The organism is Thalassobaculum salexigens DSM 19539, from assembly GCF_000423805.1.
Lineage (GTDB): Bacteria > Pseudomonadota > Alphaproteobacteria > Thalassobaculales > Thalassobaculaceae > Thalassobaculum > Thalassobaculum litoreum.
This window is the reverse complement of the sequence record NZ_KE384093.1, coordinates 538,397-552,668: the sequence shown is the minus strand read 5'-3', so window position 1 is coordinate 552,668 and position 14,272 is coordinate 538,397. Positions and strand designations below refer to the sequence as shown.

The window sequence follows — 14,272 nt, the reverse complement described above, 5'->3', positions numbered from 1 at the left end:
TTGGTTCTCCGTCATGATTCCTGCACGGCACCCGCCCGGCGCATTCGATGACTTCGGTCGTCCGCATTGGACGGCGCTCGCTGATCGTGAATACTGCAGAGATCGCGTTCGTCCCGAGGGGTGGCATGCAGGCCTCTGACCACACCGACAGCCACTCCCTCCCGGGCCCGGCCGGGCTCTGCGCCGATATCTTCGAGCATTGGCAGGCGCTCGTCCGGAACAGCGAGGCTGCGCTCGGTATCCCGATACGCGATCAGATCGACCTGCTCACGCTGCCAAAATCGACCCGAGGCAACTTCTTCCTGATCGAGCGGCGGGGGGACCGCTATCTCGTGCGTCTGGCCGCGACGACCCTGGTCGACAACATGGGCACGGAGACGACGGGGAAGTATCTCGACGAGCTCATGCGCGCGGAGATCTACCCGGCGCGTCGGGCCCTGTTTGATTTATGTGTACAGCAGGGCTGTCCCGTCTACTATGGCGCGACTCTCGCCGCCCCGTCCCGGGGGCACATCGCCTTTCGTAGGATCCTTCTTCCCTTGCGCAGCGCAGCCCGTGCCGAAATCGATCTGGTGTGTGGCGTGATGGAATTTCTCTCTGCTCAGGAACTCTCCGATGGCCCGTCGACCTCTCCTATCTCCGGCCCCCACGACCCCACCGATGACAAGGGTTTGGTTTTCCGGAGAATCTTCAGAGCGGACCAGTGGATCGACTGGTCGGACGCCCCGTAGGGGCACGGCGGCCCACCCGTTTTCCGTTAACGAGTCGTTAACCTTTCTGCACAAAGATGCGATCCGGGTCGGCAGCACGCGCCCCCGCGACCGTCTTGCTCGCGGGGACTCTGTCTCTCCTATCGGTTGTTATAATATGGAGCGGGGCGTTGTCAGAAACCGGCTACCCCGGTGAGATAAGGACCGCGGGCATCGCTCCGGACGGCCTGTGCGCCGATCTTTTCAGCCACTGGCTGGAGCTCTGCGCCGCCTCATCCGCTCCCGACCGAATCCCCGTGCGATCCCAGATCGACATGCTGACCCTGCCGACGCAGGTCCTGCCCTGGTTCTTTCTGCAGGAACGGCGCGACGGCCGGTACCAAAGCATCATCGCCGGCACCAGGCTGACCGACGAATTCGGCTTCGAGCCGAGGGGCCGGTTCATGGACGAGCTGCTGTCCAATGCCGTCTATCACGCCCGCAGCAAGATGTTCGATACCTGCCTGGAGGTCGGCCTGCCGTTCTATTACCGCGGCAGCCTGTCGAAGCCGGCCGATCGGTATGTGGGTTTTCAGCGCCTGCTCTTGCCGCTGCGCGCCACCGAGGACGCGCCAGTCTGCATGCTGTTCGGCGTGCTGCGGTTCTACGAGAGAACCGCCCTCAGCGACCGCGAGCTGCGGCTGATGGAATTCGACGCCGGCAGCCTGTTCCACTGCAGCACCTACGAGAGCGGGTGCTGGCTCTCCTGGCCGCCGGGAACCGCCGCTCACCCCGGGCGCTGATCCCGGGCACCGATCCCAGGCGCCGATCCCCGATATCAGACCGACCAGTCGGGCACGATGCTGTGCGCACAGGCCCGCTGCCAACTCTCGCGCTGCCGCAAGGCCGTCATCGCCCGTGCCAGCGAGGGTGCCGGCTCCAACAGCGTCCCGGCCCCGTCGATCAGCGTGAGCACGTCGAGCGTGCAGACCAGCACGATATCGGCGAGCGACAGGCGGTCGCCGACCAGATGGCCCTGGGCCGCGTATTGCCGCTCCAGCACTGCGATATCCCGCGCCGCCGCCTTGCGCGCCCGGGCGATCCGCGCTTCGTCGACCGTCCGGTCGGGACCGCTGGGAAAGACCTGTTCCAGCGCCCATTCCCGCACGATATGGCGATCGACCGTGCCCATCACCGCGTTGAACCATTGATCCAGGCGGATCCGGTCCAGCGGGTCGGACGGCTGCAGGGCCTCGGGCTCGCCGAAGGTGAGATCGATATAGCGCATGATCGCCAGGCTCTCGAACAGCACGAGGTCGCCGTGGCGCATCACCGGCACCTTGCCGAAGGGCGAGATCGCCTGCATCTCGCGCGAACGCATGTCGCGGAGCCCGGTCAGAGCGGCCTCGTAGGACGCCCCCTTCTCCAGAGCGGTCATGGCGCAGGCCCGCACGAAATTCGAGTGGGGCAGGCCATAGAGAACGATGTCGGCCATCCGACCCCCGCGCTGTTCGTTTCCGGTCGCCCGCGCGCCCGTTCAGTCGAGCGCGAAGACCATGGCCTTCAGATAGGCACTCTCCGGCAGATGTGCATGGACCGGATGGTCCGGCCCCGCACCGGCCGAGCGCAGCAGCCGTCCCTGGCGCTCCGCGTCGCCGAGGCCCCGGGCGTTCTGCTGGGCGAAGGAGACCGGATCCATGTGGTGCGAACACGAGGCCAGCAGCAGCACGCCGCCCGGCGCGGTGATCTGCGCGGTCATGCGGGCGAGCTTGCGATAGGCCTTGGCCGCCGGGCCGACATCCTTCTTGGACCGCGCGAAGGCCGGCGGATCGCAGACCACGATGTCGTATTGCTCGCCGGTCTTCACCAGGTGCTCCAGGGCCGCGAAGGCATCGGCCTTGCGCGTGGTGACCCGGTCCGCCACGCCGCTGAGCTCCGCCGCCTGGGCCGCCTGCGCCAGGGCCGGCCCGGCCCGGTCGATGAGATCGACCGACGCCGCTCCGGCCACCGCCGCCTGAATGCCGAAGCCGCCGGTATGGGCATAGAGATCCAGCACCCGGGCGCCGCCGGCCAGACGGGCGACGAAGGCGCGGTTGTCGCGGTGGTCGTAGAACCAGCCGGTCTTCTGCCCGCCCATCGGGTCGAGCGGGAACAGGGCCCCGCCCTCGGCCACCAGGGCCGGGTCCGGCACGGTGCCTTCGACCAGCCGCACCTCCTCGCCCAGGCCCTCCAGCTTGCGGACGGAACTGTCGTTGCGCAGCACGACCGCCGCCGGCGACAGGACCTGACGCACGGCCTCGGCCACCATCGGGACCATCCGGTCCATCCCGGCGGAGTTCGCCTGAATGACGACCACGTCGCCGTAGCGGTCGACGATCAGGCCGGGCAGGCCGTCCGCCTCGGCATGGACGACGCGATAATACGGCGTGTCGAACATCCGCTCGCGCCAGGCCAGCGCCGTCGCCAACCGGCCGGCGATCCAGCCGGCGTCGATCGCGACCGTCGGGTCGCGGTCCAGCATCCGCAGGGCGATCAGGCTGTGCGGGTTCATATGGGCCGAACCGACCGCGTCGCCTCCAGGGGTCTCCACCGTGACCACGGATCCCGGCGGCAGGGCCTTGGCCTCGGCCGTCATCACGATCTCGTTGGAGAAGCCCCAGGGATGACCGCGCAGCAGGCGCGCGCCGCCCCCCTTGTTGAGCCGGATGGTGGGGGTCTTGTCGGACATGGGACTCTCCGCGACGGTCGGGGCACCGGAGGCGGCACCGAATAATGGGTGCGGGTTATGGCACGACAGACCGGGCTCGCGGTACCATAAGCTATGATTCGCGCCCTGACCGCTCTCGCCCTGATCGCCGTCCTGACTGGATGCACGTCGCCGCGGACGACCATGCAGACGGGCGGACCGCCGGCCCCGCAGCTCACCCTCGTCGAGGCGGTCCCGGCCGACGCGCGCTGCCGGGCGGTCGGGCGCAGCGGCCGCCGCGATATGCAGCCCGCCCCGATGAGCATCGACCCGCGCAGGCTGGGTTTCCCGGTCGAGGTGACCTGCGAGGCGCCGGGCTACCTGACGACGACCGAGATCCTCCACCCCCGTCCCCTGCCCGATGTCCTGACCGCGGCGCAGGCCCGGCGCCCGTTCTCCCCCATGGCCGACCTGGCGCCGGCCGCCGGAGCGCCGGCCGGAAGCCAGGTGCCGTTCCGCCTCATCGTACCGTTGCGGGGCGGTTTCTTCGAAACGGCGACCGACCGCGCCGCCTTTTACGAGGCGCTGCTCGACGACCGCCTGAAACGCTGGACGGCGCTGCAGCATCAGGCCGAAGCGGACTGCTCCCGGCCCGGCACGTCGCGGGCCGGCGCAAGCTCCACCTCGCCTCCGGAGGTCTGTCGTCGGGCCTATGCCTGGCTGCGCGATCAGCGCGACGCCGATCTGCGGAAGCTGGAGATCGACCGCCGCCGCGCCACGTTTCGATAGAATCCATCCCGGTTTCGTGCCGATTCCGGCTCCTGGGCGGATTTTTAGAATTATCCCATTGCCCATCACGCGCTTGTCGCTGGTACAGTCCGGTGCAGTTAACTACGTGCGGGCACGGGGTTGGCGTCCGGCTTGCGCTTTCGGCGCTCCTCCCGGCATAACCCGTCCACGAAAAAGGGAATCCAGCGGGGACCCAAGATGAAAATCGGCATCATCAAGGAACGCCGAGAGGGCGAGAAACGCGTCGCAGCCTCTGCGGACACGGTGAAGAAATATATTCAGCTCGGCGCGGACGTCGCGATCGAGTCCGGTGCGGGTCTGTCCGCTGCCGTGACCGACGACGCCTATTCCGCCGCGGGCGCCAAGATCGTCAAGACCGCCAAGGAGGCGATCGGCGACGCCGACGTCGTCCTGAAGGTGCGAAAACCGACCCAGGACGAGATTCCGCTGCTCAAGAAGGGCGCGCTGCTGATCTCCCTGATGGAGCCGCACAAGGACAAGGCGATCGTCGAGGGCATCGCCAAGCAGGGCGTACGCGCCTTCGCCCTGGAGCTGGTGCCGCGGATCACCCGGGCCCAGTCCATGGACGTGCTGTCCTCGCAGTCGAACCTGGCCGGCTACAAGGCCGTGCTGGACGCAGCCGCCGTGTTCGGCCGCGCGTTTCCGATGATGATGACCGCCGCCGGCACGGTTCCGCCGGCCCGCGTTCTGGTCATGGGGGCCGGTGTCGCCGGTCTGCAGGCGATCGCCACGGCCCGGCGCCTCGGCGCCATCGTGTCGGCCACCGACGTCCGGCCGGCCGCCAAGGAACAGGTGGAGAGCCTGGGCGGAACCTTCGTCGCCGTCGAGGACGACGAGTTTAAGCAGGCCGAGACCGCCGGCGGCTACGCCAAGGAAATGAGCGACGAGTACAAGAAGAAGCAGGCGGCACTCATTGCCGAGACCATCGCCAAGCAGGACATCGTCATCACCACGGCGCTGATCCCGGGCCGTCCGGCCCCGGTGCTGGTCACCGAGGAGATGGTGAAGACCATGAAGCCGGGCTCGGTCATCGTCGATCTGGCGGTCGAGCAGGGCGGCAACTGCCCGCTGTCCAAGCCGGGCGAAGTGGTCGAAGCGCATGGCGTGACCCTGGTGGGCCACCTGAACGTGGCCAGCCGCGTGGCGGTCGACGCCAGCGCGCTCTACGCCAAGAACCTGCTCAACTTCCTCACCCCGCTGATCGACGAGGAGAGCAAGTCGATCAAGATCAACGAGGAGGATGAGATCATCAAGGCGTCCACCATCACCAAGGACGGCGAGATCACCAACGACAACATCAAGGCGCTGAAGGACGAGCCGGCGGCCCCGAAATCGGCAGCCAAACCGGCGGCCAAAAAGGCGCCGGCCAAGAAGCCGGCGGCGAAGAAGGACGAGCCGAAGGCGGCCGCGGCCAAGACGGCAGACGCCAAGACGGCCGAAACCAAGACGGCGGAAACCAAGCCCGATACGGCGCCGAAGCCGGACGGCTCCAACGGCGACGCGAAGGCGTAAGGAGGGACCCTGATGTCGGACACTTCTATCGCGGACAAGCTCAAGGACCTCGCCGAAGAGGCCCGCGAGCTTGCCTCTGACGCCGCCGATCTGGCCACCCAGGCCGGAACCGCGGCACTGGACAAGACCGTCGCGGCGACGGCCCCGGTTGGCACGGTCGCCCAGGGCGGCGGGCTCGACCCGACCGTGGTCGGGCTGACGGTGTTTGTGCTGGCCTGCTTCGTCGGCTACTACGTGGTGTGGCGGGTCACCCCGGCCCTGCACTCGCCGCTGATGGCGGTCACCAACGCGATCTCGTCGGTGATCATCGTCGGCGCGCTGATCGCGGCCGGGCCGGACAGCATGAACTTCTCATCGATCATGGGCTTCCTCGCCGTGGTGCTCGCCAGCGTGAACATCGCCGGCGGCTTCCTGGTGACCGAGCGCATGCTCGCCATGTTCAAGAAGAAGAAGTGAGGGAAGGACCCGTATCATGAGTGGCACCATCTCTTCGCTTCTATACCTGGTCTCCGGCGTCTGCTTCATCATGGCGCTGCGCGGCCTGTCGCATCCGTCCACCTCGCGGGCGGGCAACTATTACGGCATGGCCGGCATGGCCCTGGCCATCGGCACCACCCTCACCCTGCCGGTCGTGCAGTCCTACGAGGTCATCATCCTCGGCCTGCTGATCGGCGGCGCCATCGGCGCGGTGATCGCCCGCAAGATCCAGATGACCGCCCTGCCCCAGCTCGTGGCGGCGTTCCACAGCCTGGTCGGCCTCGCCGCCTGTTTTGTGGCGGCGGCCGCCTTCTACCGGCCGGACGCCTACGGCATCGGCGAGATCGGCGCGATCAAGGTCGGCTCGCTGATCGAAATGGCGATCGGGCTGGCGATCGGCGCGATCACCTTCACCGGATCGATCATCGCCTTCGGCAAGCTCCAGGGCCTGGTCACCGGCCGGCCGCTGGTGTTCAAGGGCCAGCATCCGCTGAACGCTCTGCTCGGCATCGCCCTGGTAGTGCTGATCGTCTGGCTGTGCGCCACCCAGGATCCGACCGCCTTCTGGCTGATCTTCATCGTCGCCCTGGCGCTGGGCTTCCTGCTGATCCTGCCGATCGGCGGCGCCGACATGCCGGTGGTGGTGTCGATGCTCAACTCCTATTCGGGTTGGGCGGCGGCCGGCATCGGCTTCACGCTGGGCAACCACCTGCTGATCATCACCGGCGCGCTGGTCGGCTCCTCGGGCGCGATCCTGTCCTACATCATGTGCAAGGGCATGAACCGGTCGTTCATCAGCGTCATTCTCGGCGGCTTCGGCGGCGAGAGCGAGGCGGCGGCGGCCGGCGGACCGGGCGGCGACCGCTCGGTCAAGTCGGGCAGCGCGGAGGACGCGGCCTTCATCATGGAGGGCGCATCCTCGGTCATCATCGTCCCCGGCTACGGCATGGCGGTGGCCCAGGCGCAGCATGCGCTGCGCGAGATGGCCGACACGCTGAAGGCCAAGGGCGTGAAGGTCCGCTACGCCATCCACCCGGTGGCGGGCCGCATGCCCGGGCACATGAACGTGCTGCTGGCCGAGGCCAACGTGCCCTATGACGAGGTGCTGGAGCTGGAGGAGATCAACCGCGACTTCTCCCAGACCGACGTGGCCTTCGTGATCGGCGCCAACGACGTCACCAACCCGGCGGCCAAGACCGACCCGGCGAGCCCGATCTACGGCATGCCGATCCTGGACGTGGAGAATGCCAAGACGGTCCTGTTCGTGAAGCGCTCCATGGCGTCCGGCTATGCCGGCGTGGAGAACGAGGTGTTCTTCCGCGACAACACGATGATGCTGTTCGGCGACGCCAAGAAGATGTGCGAGGAAATCGTCCAGTCCCTCGACTGACGAGCGCTCACATCGCGAAAACAAAAGGCGCCGGGGGAAACCCTCCGGCGCCTTTTTTATTCGTCATCCCGAATGTGTTTCGGGATGACGAAGGTGGGGGCTTCGTGAAGAGCCAGCCCTACACCACCACCGGCTCCATCGTGTCCTGCACCCAGCGGGCCATGGCGCCGGTGCGCCAGTCCTCGTTGTGGCGGCCGATGACCTGGACGCCGACCGGCATGCCGTCGACCGAGAGCATCGGCACGGTCACGCAGGGGCAGCCGATCGCCGAGGTCCAGGCGTTGTAGGCCGGCAGGCCGGTGGTGTGGATCAGTCCCGGCTCGCCTTCCTGGGTAGCCGACTCCACGAATTTCGGCGCCGGGCCGGTCGAGGACAGCGTGATCATCGCATCGGCGTTGGCCGCCACCGCCTTGAACCGGGCGCGCATCGCCTCGCGCTTGGTCAGAGCCGCCCGGTAATCGTCGATCGACATCTCCGAGGCCATGGACAGGCGCTGCCGCATGCTGTCGCTCAGCTTGGTGACGTCCTTCTCCGCCAGGTTGCGCAGGGTCCAGAGCATCTCCCAGCCGCAGATGTCGCGGCACAGCAGCAGGCTCTCGGCGATCTCGGTCTCGAACGCGTCGATATCGCCATGGCCGGCCCGGCGCACGATCTCCACGCCCGACGCCGCGATCCGGTCGATCAGGGTCTCGAAGGCGGTCTTGGTGACGTCGTCCGTCTGCGACCAGCCCTCGCTCTCCACCACGATCAGCCGCTGCGGCTTGCTCGCGACGGGAGCGGTCTGCGGGCCGAACAGACCCGGGCTGCCCGGATCGCCGCCGACGAAATGGGAGATCGCATGGGCGACCGCCCACATGTCGGCGATGGAACCGGCATGGACGCCAAGATGGCTGTGGCTCATGCCCTGGCGCTCGCCCCGGTGCAGGGCGCCCAGCGTCGGCTTGATCGCGGTGTTGGCGCAGAAGCCGGCCGGGCGGATGATCGAGCCGACCACCTGGCTGCCCAGAGCCGCCGGCACCATGCCGGCGCCGATCACCGCAGCCGAGCCGGAGGACGAGCCGCCGGGCGTGCGCTCCGGATCGAACGGGTTGGTGGTCGGCCCCGGATGGGAGAAGCCGAGCTCCGTCGTCACCGTCTTGCCGAGTACGACCGCACCGGCCAGCCGCAGGGCCTGGACCGGGGCGGAATCCTCGCCGGTCATGCGCCCGGCATAGAGCGGCGAGCCCATCTGGGTCGGCATGTCCTTGGTCATGTAGAGGTCCTTGACCCCGATCGGCATGCCGTCGATCGGCGACAGCGGCTCGCCCGCCTTCCAGCGCTTGGTCGAGGCGTCGGCCTGCTCCTTCGCGCCGCTCTCGTTCAGAGTGACCCAGGCCTTGACGGTCCCTTCCCGCGCGGAGATCACATCCAGACAGCGCTCCAGATAGGCGTTCGGGCTGTCCTTGCCGCTGGCGAAATCCCCCGTGCCCTCCACATAGGTCAACGGCTTGAAGGTGGACGGGTCGTAGGATACGCCCTTGCCGCCACCCGATACGTCATTCATCAAAACTCTCCTCTGTCACGCGGGTTGCCCCCCATGCCCTTGTCCACAACGCTGATAATCATGGCTGTCAGTCTGACGTTGGCCGGCCTAGCGTGGCACATGCAGCGCCGGCCGCGCGAGACCCTGGATCCACCCTTGCCGGTTCCGTGGACGTTTCTGCAGATCCTGGGAATCGTGGTCGCCCTGGCCGCGGCCGCGCATCTGATCTCGTTGGCAACCGGACAGCCGTTCAAGGGGCGCTTCGGCTTCTAGCGTCCGATAGCCACACCGGGTATCGCCAGCCGTCACGTCTGATAGGATGCCCATGAGCGAGCAGGGTGTAGCAACGTCCCGATCGGCAGCCAGGAGTTCCGTGGTGGAACGGAAGGACATTCATAACTCGGACGTCCCCATCGTCTGCCGCGCCTGCGAGGCCCGGCACAAGGGGATCTGCGGCGCGCTCTCCGGGGACGAGCTGCAGCGGCTGAGCAAGCATACCTCCAAGCGGGTGGCCTCGCGGAAAAGCGAGCTGATCCACGAGGAGGACGAGGTCCATACCTACTCGAACATCCTGTCCGGGGCGGTGAAGCTCACCAAGCTGATGCCGGACGGCCGCCAGCAGATCGTCGGTCTGCAGTTCGCGCCGGACTTCCTGGGCCGCCCGTTCATGAGCGAAAGCAACTTCGGCGCGGAGGTGGCGGTCGACGTGCGGCTGTGCAGCTTCCCGAAGGACGTGCTCGAGTCGATGCTGGTGGAGAATCCGGGCCTGGAGAACCGCCTGCTCCGCCAGGTGCTCAAGGAGCTCGACGAGGCGCGGCAATGGATGCTGGTTCTCGGCCGGATGACCGCCAAGGAGAAGGTCGCCAGCTTCCTCGGCCTGATCTCCGACCATATCGATCCGGAGCATGAGGGCGACAGCGTGACCTTCGAGCTGCCCCTGTCGCGCGCGGAGATCGCCGACTATCTCGGGCTGACCATCGAGACCGTCAGCCGCCAGTTCACCGCGTTGCGCAAGGAAGGCCTGATCGAGATCGAGGGCAACCGCCACATCGTCGTGCCCGACCGCGAGGCGCTCAAGGACGCGACCGGCTCACCCTGAGGCGAGACGACGGCAGGCCGGTCCGATGAGCTGGTCGCGCTCGCGGGCGGTGTGCCGACGCAGGTTGTCGAACAGGCCGCGCAGCATATAGCCCAGCGTGGCCGCATCGTGATGCCGCTCTCCGGCAATCCACTCCATCAGCACCTCGCACACCTCGTCGGCGAAGGCCTCGTCGGTCCGGTGCTCCTCGGTCAGGGTAGCGACGCTGTCCCTGACCGCCTCCTCCCCGAGCGCCGAGGCGAAGACCGGCAGGATCTCGCGTTCCTCCTCCGCGTGGACGTCGCGCAGCAGCGCACCCATGCGGCGCGCGAGCCGCAGATGGCTGCCGTTGGTCGGCAGCGCCGGCAGCCCGTCGGCCAAGCCCTCGAGTTCCTCGCAGGCCGTCAGGATTCGTCCGTGGTTTGTCTCGAACTTGCGGATCGCCTGCTCCAGGCAGGACCGGCAGGCGTCGCCAATCTTGGATATACCGCCGTCCGGCCGGGAGCCGCCTTCCCAGGCCGATCCAGATTGCAGCCTTTCGCCACCCCGCATCGCCAAGATCCTGTTCGCCGCGACCGCACACCGGCAGCCTGAATAATGTTAGGATTACGCGGGGGTGCGGAGCAGGTCGTTGATCGAGATCAAGGAAACCCGATCCCGAAGACGACACCTTCCGCGCCGTGTCAATCACACGCTGCGGGAACCCGGATCATGTCTAAAGCGATCGAACTTTCCCTCGCGGCCTTCGCAGGACTGCTCGCCTTGTTCATGGCGGCGGGAGCGCAGGACGCGGTTTATGAGTTCCACGCCTACCTATTCTTCATCGTCGCGGTGCTGGTCGCCTTCTGGCTGATCGGACGCGACGTCACCGCTGCCGACCCGGACAGCTACATGGACGGACCGGTGCGCCTCGGCGTGCTGGCCACCGTGTTCTGGGGGATCGTCGGCTTTCTTGTCGGCGTCGTCGCCGCCTCCCAGCTCGCCTGGCCCGACCTCAACATCGAGCCCTGGTTCAATTTCGGACGTGTCCGCCCGCTGCATACCTCGGCCGTGGTCTTCGCCTTCGGCGGCAACGCGTTGCTGTGCACGAGCTTCTACGTTGTCCAGCGCACCTGCCGCGCCCGCCTGTTCGGCGGCGACCTCGCCTGGTTCGTGTTCTGGGGCTACCAGTTCTTCATCGTCCTGGCCGCCACCGGCTACCTGCTGGGCAACAGCCAGTCGAAGGAATACGCCGAGCCCGAGTGGTACATCGATCTGTGGCTGACCATCGTATGGGTCGCCTATCTGATCGTGTTCCTCGGCACCATCCTGAGGCGCAAGGAACCGCACATCTACGTGGCCAACTGGTTCTACCTGTCGTTCATCGTGACGGTGGCCATGCTGCATGTGGTGAACGCGCTGGCGATCCCGGTGTCGCTGACCGGCTCGAAGAGCTACTCGCTGTTCTCCGGCGTGCAGGACGCGCTGACCCAGTGGTGGTACGGCCATAACGCGGTGGGCTTCTTCCTGACCGCGGGCTTCCTGGGCATGATGTACTACTTCGTGCCGAAGCAGGCCGAGCGGCCGGTCTACTCCTACCGGCTGTCGATCGTGCACTTCTGGTCGCTGATCTTCCTCTACATCTGGGCCGGCCCGCACCACCTGCACTACACGGCACTCCCCGACTGGGCGCAGACCCTGGGCATGGTGTTCTCGATCATGCTGTGGATGCCCTCCTGGGGCGGCATGATCAACGGCCTGATGACCCTGTCGGGGGCCTGGGACAAGATCCGCACCGACCCGATCATCCGCATGATGGTCATGGCGCTCGCCTTCTACGGCATGTCGACCTTCGAAGGCCCGATGATGTCGGTGAAGAGCGTGAACGCGCTCAGCCACTACACCGACTGGACCATCGGTCACGTGCATTCCGGCGCGCTCGGCTGGGTCGGCATGATCTCCTTCGGGGCGATCTACTTCCTGGTGCCGCGTCTGTACGGCCGCGAGAAGCTGTACTCCCTGCGCATGGTCAACTGGCACTTCTGGCTCGCCACCCTCGGCATCGCCGCCTATGCCGGCGTGATGTGGGTCAGCGGGATCATGCAGGGCCTGATGTGGCGCGAGTACGATCCGGAAGGCTTCCTGGTCTACTCCTTCGCCGAGACCGTCGACGCCATGCATCCCTTCTACGTGGCGCGGACCTTCGCCGGGGTTCTCTACCTCGCTGGTGGTTTGGTCATGGCCTACAACGTGGCCATGACGATCATGGGCCGCGAGCGCAACGAGCAGCCCATCGTCACCGCTGCGGCACAACCCGCCTGATCGGAGGAAACCATGTCGATCCTTGATAGGCACAAGAGTGTCGAGACCAACGCCACCCTGCTGTTGGTCCTCTCCTTCCTCGTGGTCACCATCGGCGGCATCGTCGAGATCGCGCCCCTGTTCTACCTGCAGAACACCATCGAGAAGGTGGAGGGGATGCGTCCCTACTCACCGCTCGAACTGAAGGGGCGCGAGATCTACCAGCGCGAGGGCTGCTACGTCTGTCACAGCCAGATGATCCGGCCGTTCCGCGACGAGGTGGAGCGCTACGGCCACTACTCGCTGGCGGCGGAGAGCATGTACGACCATCCGTTCCAGTGGGGCTCCAAGCGCACCGGCCCGGACCTGGCCCGCATCGGCGACCGCTACTCCAACGAGTGGCACGTCCAGCACCTGATCGAGCCGCGCTCGGTCGTGCCGGAGTCGATCATGCCCTCCTACGCGTTCCTGGCGGACACCGATCTCGACGCCACCAACATCGCCGGTCACCTGAAGACCAACCGGATGCTCGGCGTCCCCTATGACGACGAGATGATCGAGAACGCCCTGGCCGACATGCGCGACCAGGCGAACCCGGATGCCGACTGGGACGGGCTGCTAGCCCGCTACCCGAAGGCCAAGACCGGCGATTTCGACGGCAACCCGAACCGCCTGACGGAGATGGATGCCGTGATCGCCTACCTGCAGATGCTCGGGACGCTGGTCGACTTCTCGACCTTCGACCCCGAAGCCAATGCCCGCTGAGGAGGCCTGCCATGACGTACGAGAGCCTGAGACAGGCCGCCGACAGCTGGGGGCTGCTCTACATGGTGATCATCTTCCTCGGGGTGATCGCCTACACATTCCGACCGGGTGGACGCAAATCGGCCGACGACGCCGCCGCCATCCCGCTTAAGGAGGACTGAGCCATGAGCGAGAAGGAGATCGACAGCGTCACCAATGTCGAGACCACCGGTCACGAGTGGGACGGCATCAAGGAGCTGAACAATCCGCTGCCGCGCTGGTGGGTCTACGTATTCTACGCCACCATCGTCTTCTCCATCGGCTACGCCGTGTACTATCCGGCGATCCCGCTGATCGAGGGGGCGACCCAGGGTATCTCCGGCGAGACCACCCGCGGCCAGCTGCACGAGGAGATGGCCGCGGTCGAAGCCGGCCGGGCCGACATGCTGGAGCAGATCCGCGGCATGGAGGTGGGCGAGATCCCGGCCAACCCGGAACTGGCGCGCTTCGCGTCGGCGGGCGGCGCCTCGGCCTTCAAGGTCTACTGCTCCCAGTGCCACGGCTCCGGCGCCCAGGGGGCCGCGGGCTACCCGAACCTGAACGACGACGACTGGCTGTGGGGCGGGTCGATCGAGCAGATCGCCGCGACCATCCGCCATGGCGTCCGCTACGAGGCGGACGGCGACACCCGGTGGTCCGAGATGCCGGCCTTCGGGCGCGACCAGCTTCTCCCGCGCGAGGACATCCTGGCGGTCGCCCACTACGTCCGCTCGCTCTCCGGTCTGGAGCACGACCGGGGCGCGATGGACGAGGGTGCCCGGGTCTATGCCGAGAACTGCGCCGCCTGCCACGGCGAGGACGGGCTCGGCAATACCGACCTGGGGGCCCCGAACCTGGCCGATGCGCTGTGGCTGTACGGCGACTCGCAGCAGGAGATCGTGTCGCAGATCAACAACCCGAAGCACGGCGTCATGCCGGCCTGGGGTGAGCGTCTGGGTGACGCGGTGGTGAAGCAGCTCGCCGTGTATGTGCACGGTCTGGGCGGCGGCGAATAAGCGCCGCGACAACTGACTGGCGGAGACTT

General features: G+C 66.9%; 15 protein-coding genes and 1 pseudogene. 12 read left to right on the top strand and 4 right to left on the bottom strand.

The genetic code is table 11. The features are described 5' to 3' along the window. Positions 1-47 precede the first annotated feature (47 nt). Together G578_RS0106880 and G578_RS0106875 are read left to right on the top strand one after the other, a co-directional pair. On the top strand, positions 48-731 hold the full coding sequence (locus G578_RS0106880; protein ID WP_028793608.1) for a PAS domain-containing protein: 684 nt from the start codon (positions 48-50) through the stop codon (positions 729-731). 56 nt (positions 732-787) lie between these two features. After that, complete coding sequence (locus G578_RS0106875; protein ID WP_084618730.1) at positions 788-1,492, top strand: PAS domain-containing protein; 705 nt, start codon at positions 788-790, stop codon at positions 1,490-1,492. A gap of 35 nt (positions 1,493-1,527) precedes the next feature. Here the strand turns inward: G578_RS0106875 and G578_RS25140 are convergent, their stop codons facing one another. Continuing rightward, complete coding sequence (locus G578_RS25140) at positions 1,528-2,184, bottom strand: glutathione S-transferase family protein (protein ID WP_051244203.1); 657 nt, start codon at positions 2,182-2,184, stop codon at positions 1,528-1,530. A 42-nt stretch (positions 2,185-2,226) separates the two neighbouring features. Then, positions 2,227-3,417: a class I SAM-dependent rRNA methyltransferase gene (locus tag G578_RS0106865; protein WP_028793606.1), complete on the bottom strand. Its 1,191-nt coding sequence runs from the start codon at positions 3,415-3,417 to the stop codon at positions 2,227-2,229. A 93-nt stretch (positions 3,418-3,510) separates the two neighbouring features. Here G578_RS0106865 and G578_RS0106860 point away from each other — a divergent pair, with 93 nt between their 5' ends. The 4 genes and pseudogenes from G578_RS0106860 (at position 3,511) to G578_RS0106845 (ending at position 7,564) form a co-directional block, all read left to right on the top strand. Beyond that, a complete protein-coding gene (locus tag G578_RS0106860) occupies positions 3,511-4,164 on the top strand; it encodes a hypothetical protein (protein WP_028793605.1) in 654 nt (217 codons plus the stop codon). A gap of 198 nt (positions 4,165-4,362) precedes the next feature. Beyond that, positions 4,363-5,589 (top strand): annotated as a pseudogene (locus G578_RS25135) (Re/Si-specific NAD(P)(+) transhydrogenase subunit alpha); the annotation flags it as partial. 120 nt (positions 5,590-5,709) lie between these two features. Next, entirely contained in the window at positions 5,710-6,153 is a 444-nt protein-coding gene (locus G578_RS0106850; RefSeq protein ID WP_028793604.1) for an NAD(P) transhydrogenase subunit alpha part 2, read from the top strand. A gap of 16 nt (positions 6,154-6,169) precedes the next feature. Beyond that, positions 6,170-7,564 carry an NAD(P)(+) transhydrogenase (Re/Si-specific) subunit beta gene (locus G578_RS0106845; protein WP_028793603.1) on the top strand — a complete coding sequence of 465 codons (1,395 nt, stop codon included), beginning with the start codon at positions 6,170-6,172 and terminating at the stop codon, positions 7,562-7,564. 118 nt (positions 7,565-7,682) lie between these two features. Here the strand turns inward: G578_RS0106845 and G578_RS0106840 are convergent, their stop codons facing one another. After that, positions 7,683-9,107 (bottom strand): amidase, encoded by a 1,425-nt coding sequence (locus G578_RS0106840; RefSeq protein WP_028793602.1) that lies wholly within the window; start codon positions 9,105-9,107, stop codon positions 7,683-7,685. A 60-nt stretch (positions 9,108-9,167) separates the two neighbouring features. Here G578_RS0106840 and G578_RS0106835 point away from each other — a divergent pair, with 60 nt between their 5' ends. Continuing rightward, a complete protein-coding gene (locus G578_RS0106835) occupies positions 9,168-9,359 on the top strand; it encodes a hypothetical protein (RefSeq protein ID WP_028793601.1) in 192 nt (63 codons plus the stop codon). Between the two features lie 103 nt (positions 9,360-9,462). Further along, positions 9,463-10,185 carry a Crp/Fnr family transcriptional regulator gene (locus G578_RS0106830; RefSeq protein WP_245565573.1) on the top strand — a complete coding sequence of 241 codons (723 nt, stop codon included), beginning with the start codon at positions 9,463-9,465 and terminating at the stop codon, positions 10,183-10,185. On the opposite strand, the gene G578_RS0106825 is transcribed toward G578_RS0106830, so the two are convergent. Next, positions 10,177-10,716 carry a hemerythrin domain-containing protein gene (locus tag G578_RS0106825; protein WP_051244196.1) on the bottom strand — a complete coding sequence of 180 codons (540 nt, stop codon included), beginning with the start codon at positions 10,714-10,716 and terminating at the stop codon, positions 10,177-10,179. The two genes, G578_RS0106830 and G578_RS0106825, sit on opposite strands and share 9 nt — an antisense overlap. Positions 10,717-11,055: 339 nt before the next feature. On the opposite strand from G578_RS0106825, the gene ccoN reads away from it, so the two are divergent. Genes ccoN through ccoP form a run of 4 tightly spaced genes read left to right on the top strand, consistent with a single transcriptional unit; the run spans position 11,056 to position 14,243 of the window. Then, a complete protein-coding gene (gene ccoN / locus G578_RS0106820; RefSeq protein WP_245565621.1) occupies positions 11,056-12,465 on the top strand; it encodes a cytochrome-c oxidase, cbb3-type subunit I in 1,410 nt (469 codons plus the stop codon). A 12-nt stretch (positions 12,466-12,477) separates the two neighbouring features. After that, entirely contained in the window at positions 12,478-13,209 is a 732-nt protein-coding gene (ccoO, locus tag G578_RS0106815; protein ID WP_028793597.1) for a cytochrome-c oxidase, cbb3-type subunit II, read from the top strand. An 11-nt stretch (positions 13,210-13,220) separates the two neighbouring features. Further along, positions 13,221-13,370, top strand: coding sequence for a CcoQ/FixQ family Cbb3-type cytochrome c oxidase assembly chaperone (locus G578_RS0106810; protein WP_028793596.1), 150 nt, complete (start codon positions 13,221-13,223; stop codon positions 13,368-13,370). A 3-nt stretch (positions 13,371-13,373) separates the two neighbouring features. Further along, positions 13,374-14,243: a cytochrome-c oxidase, cbb3-type subunit III gene (ccoP, locus tag G578_RS0106805; protein WP_028793595.1), complete on the top strand. Its 870-nt coding sequence runs from the start codon at positions 13,374-13,376 to the stop codon at positions 14,241-14,243. Positions 14,244-14,272: the final 29 nt, after the last annotated feature.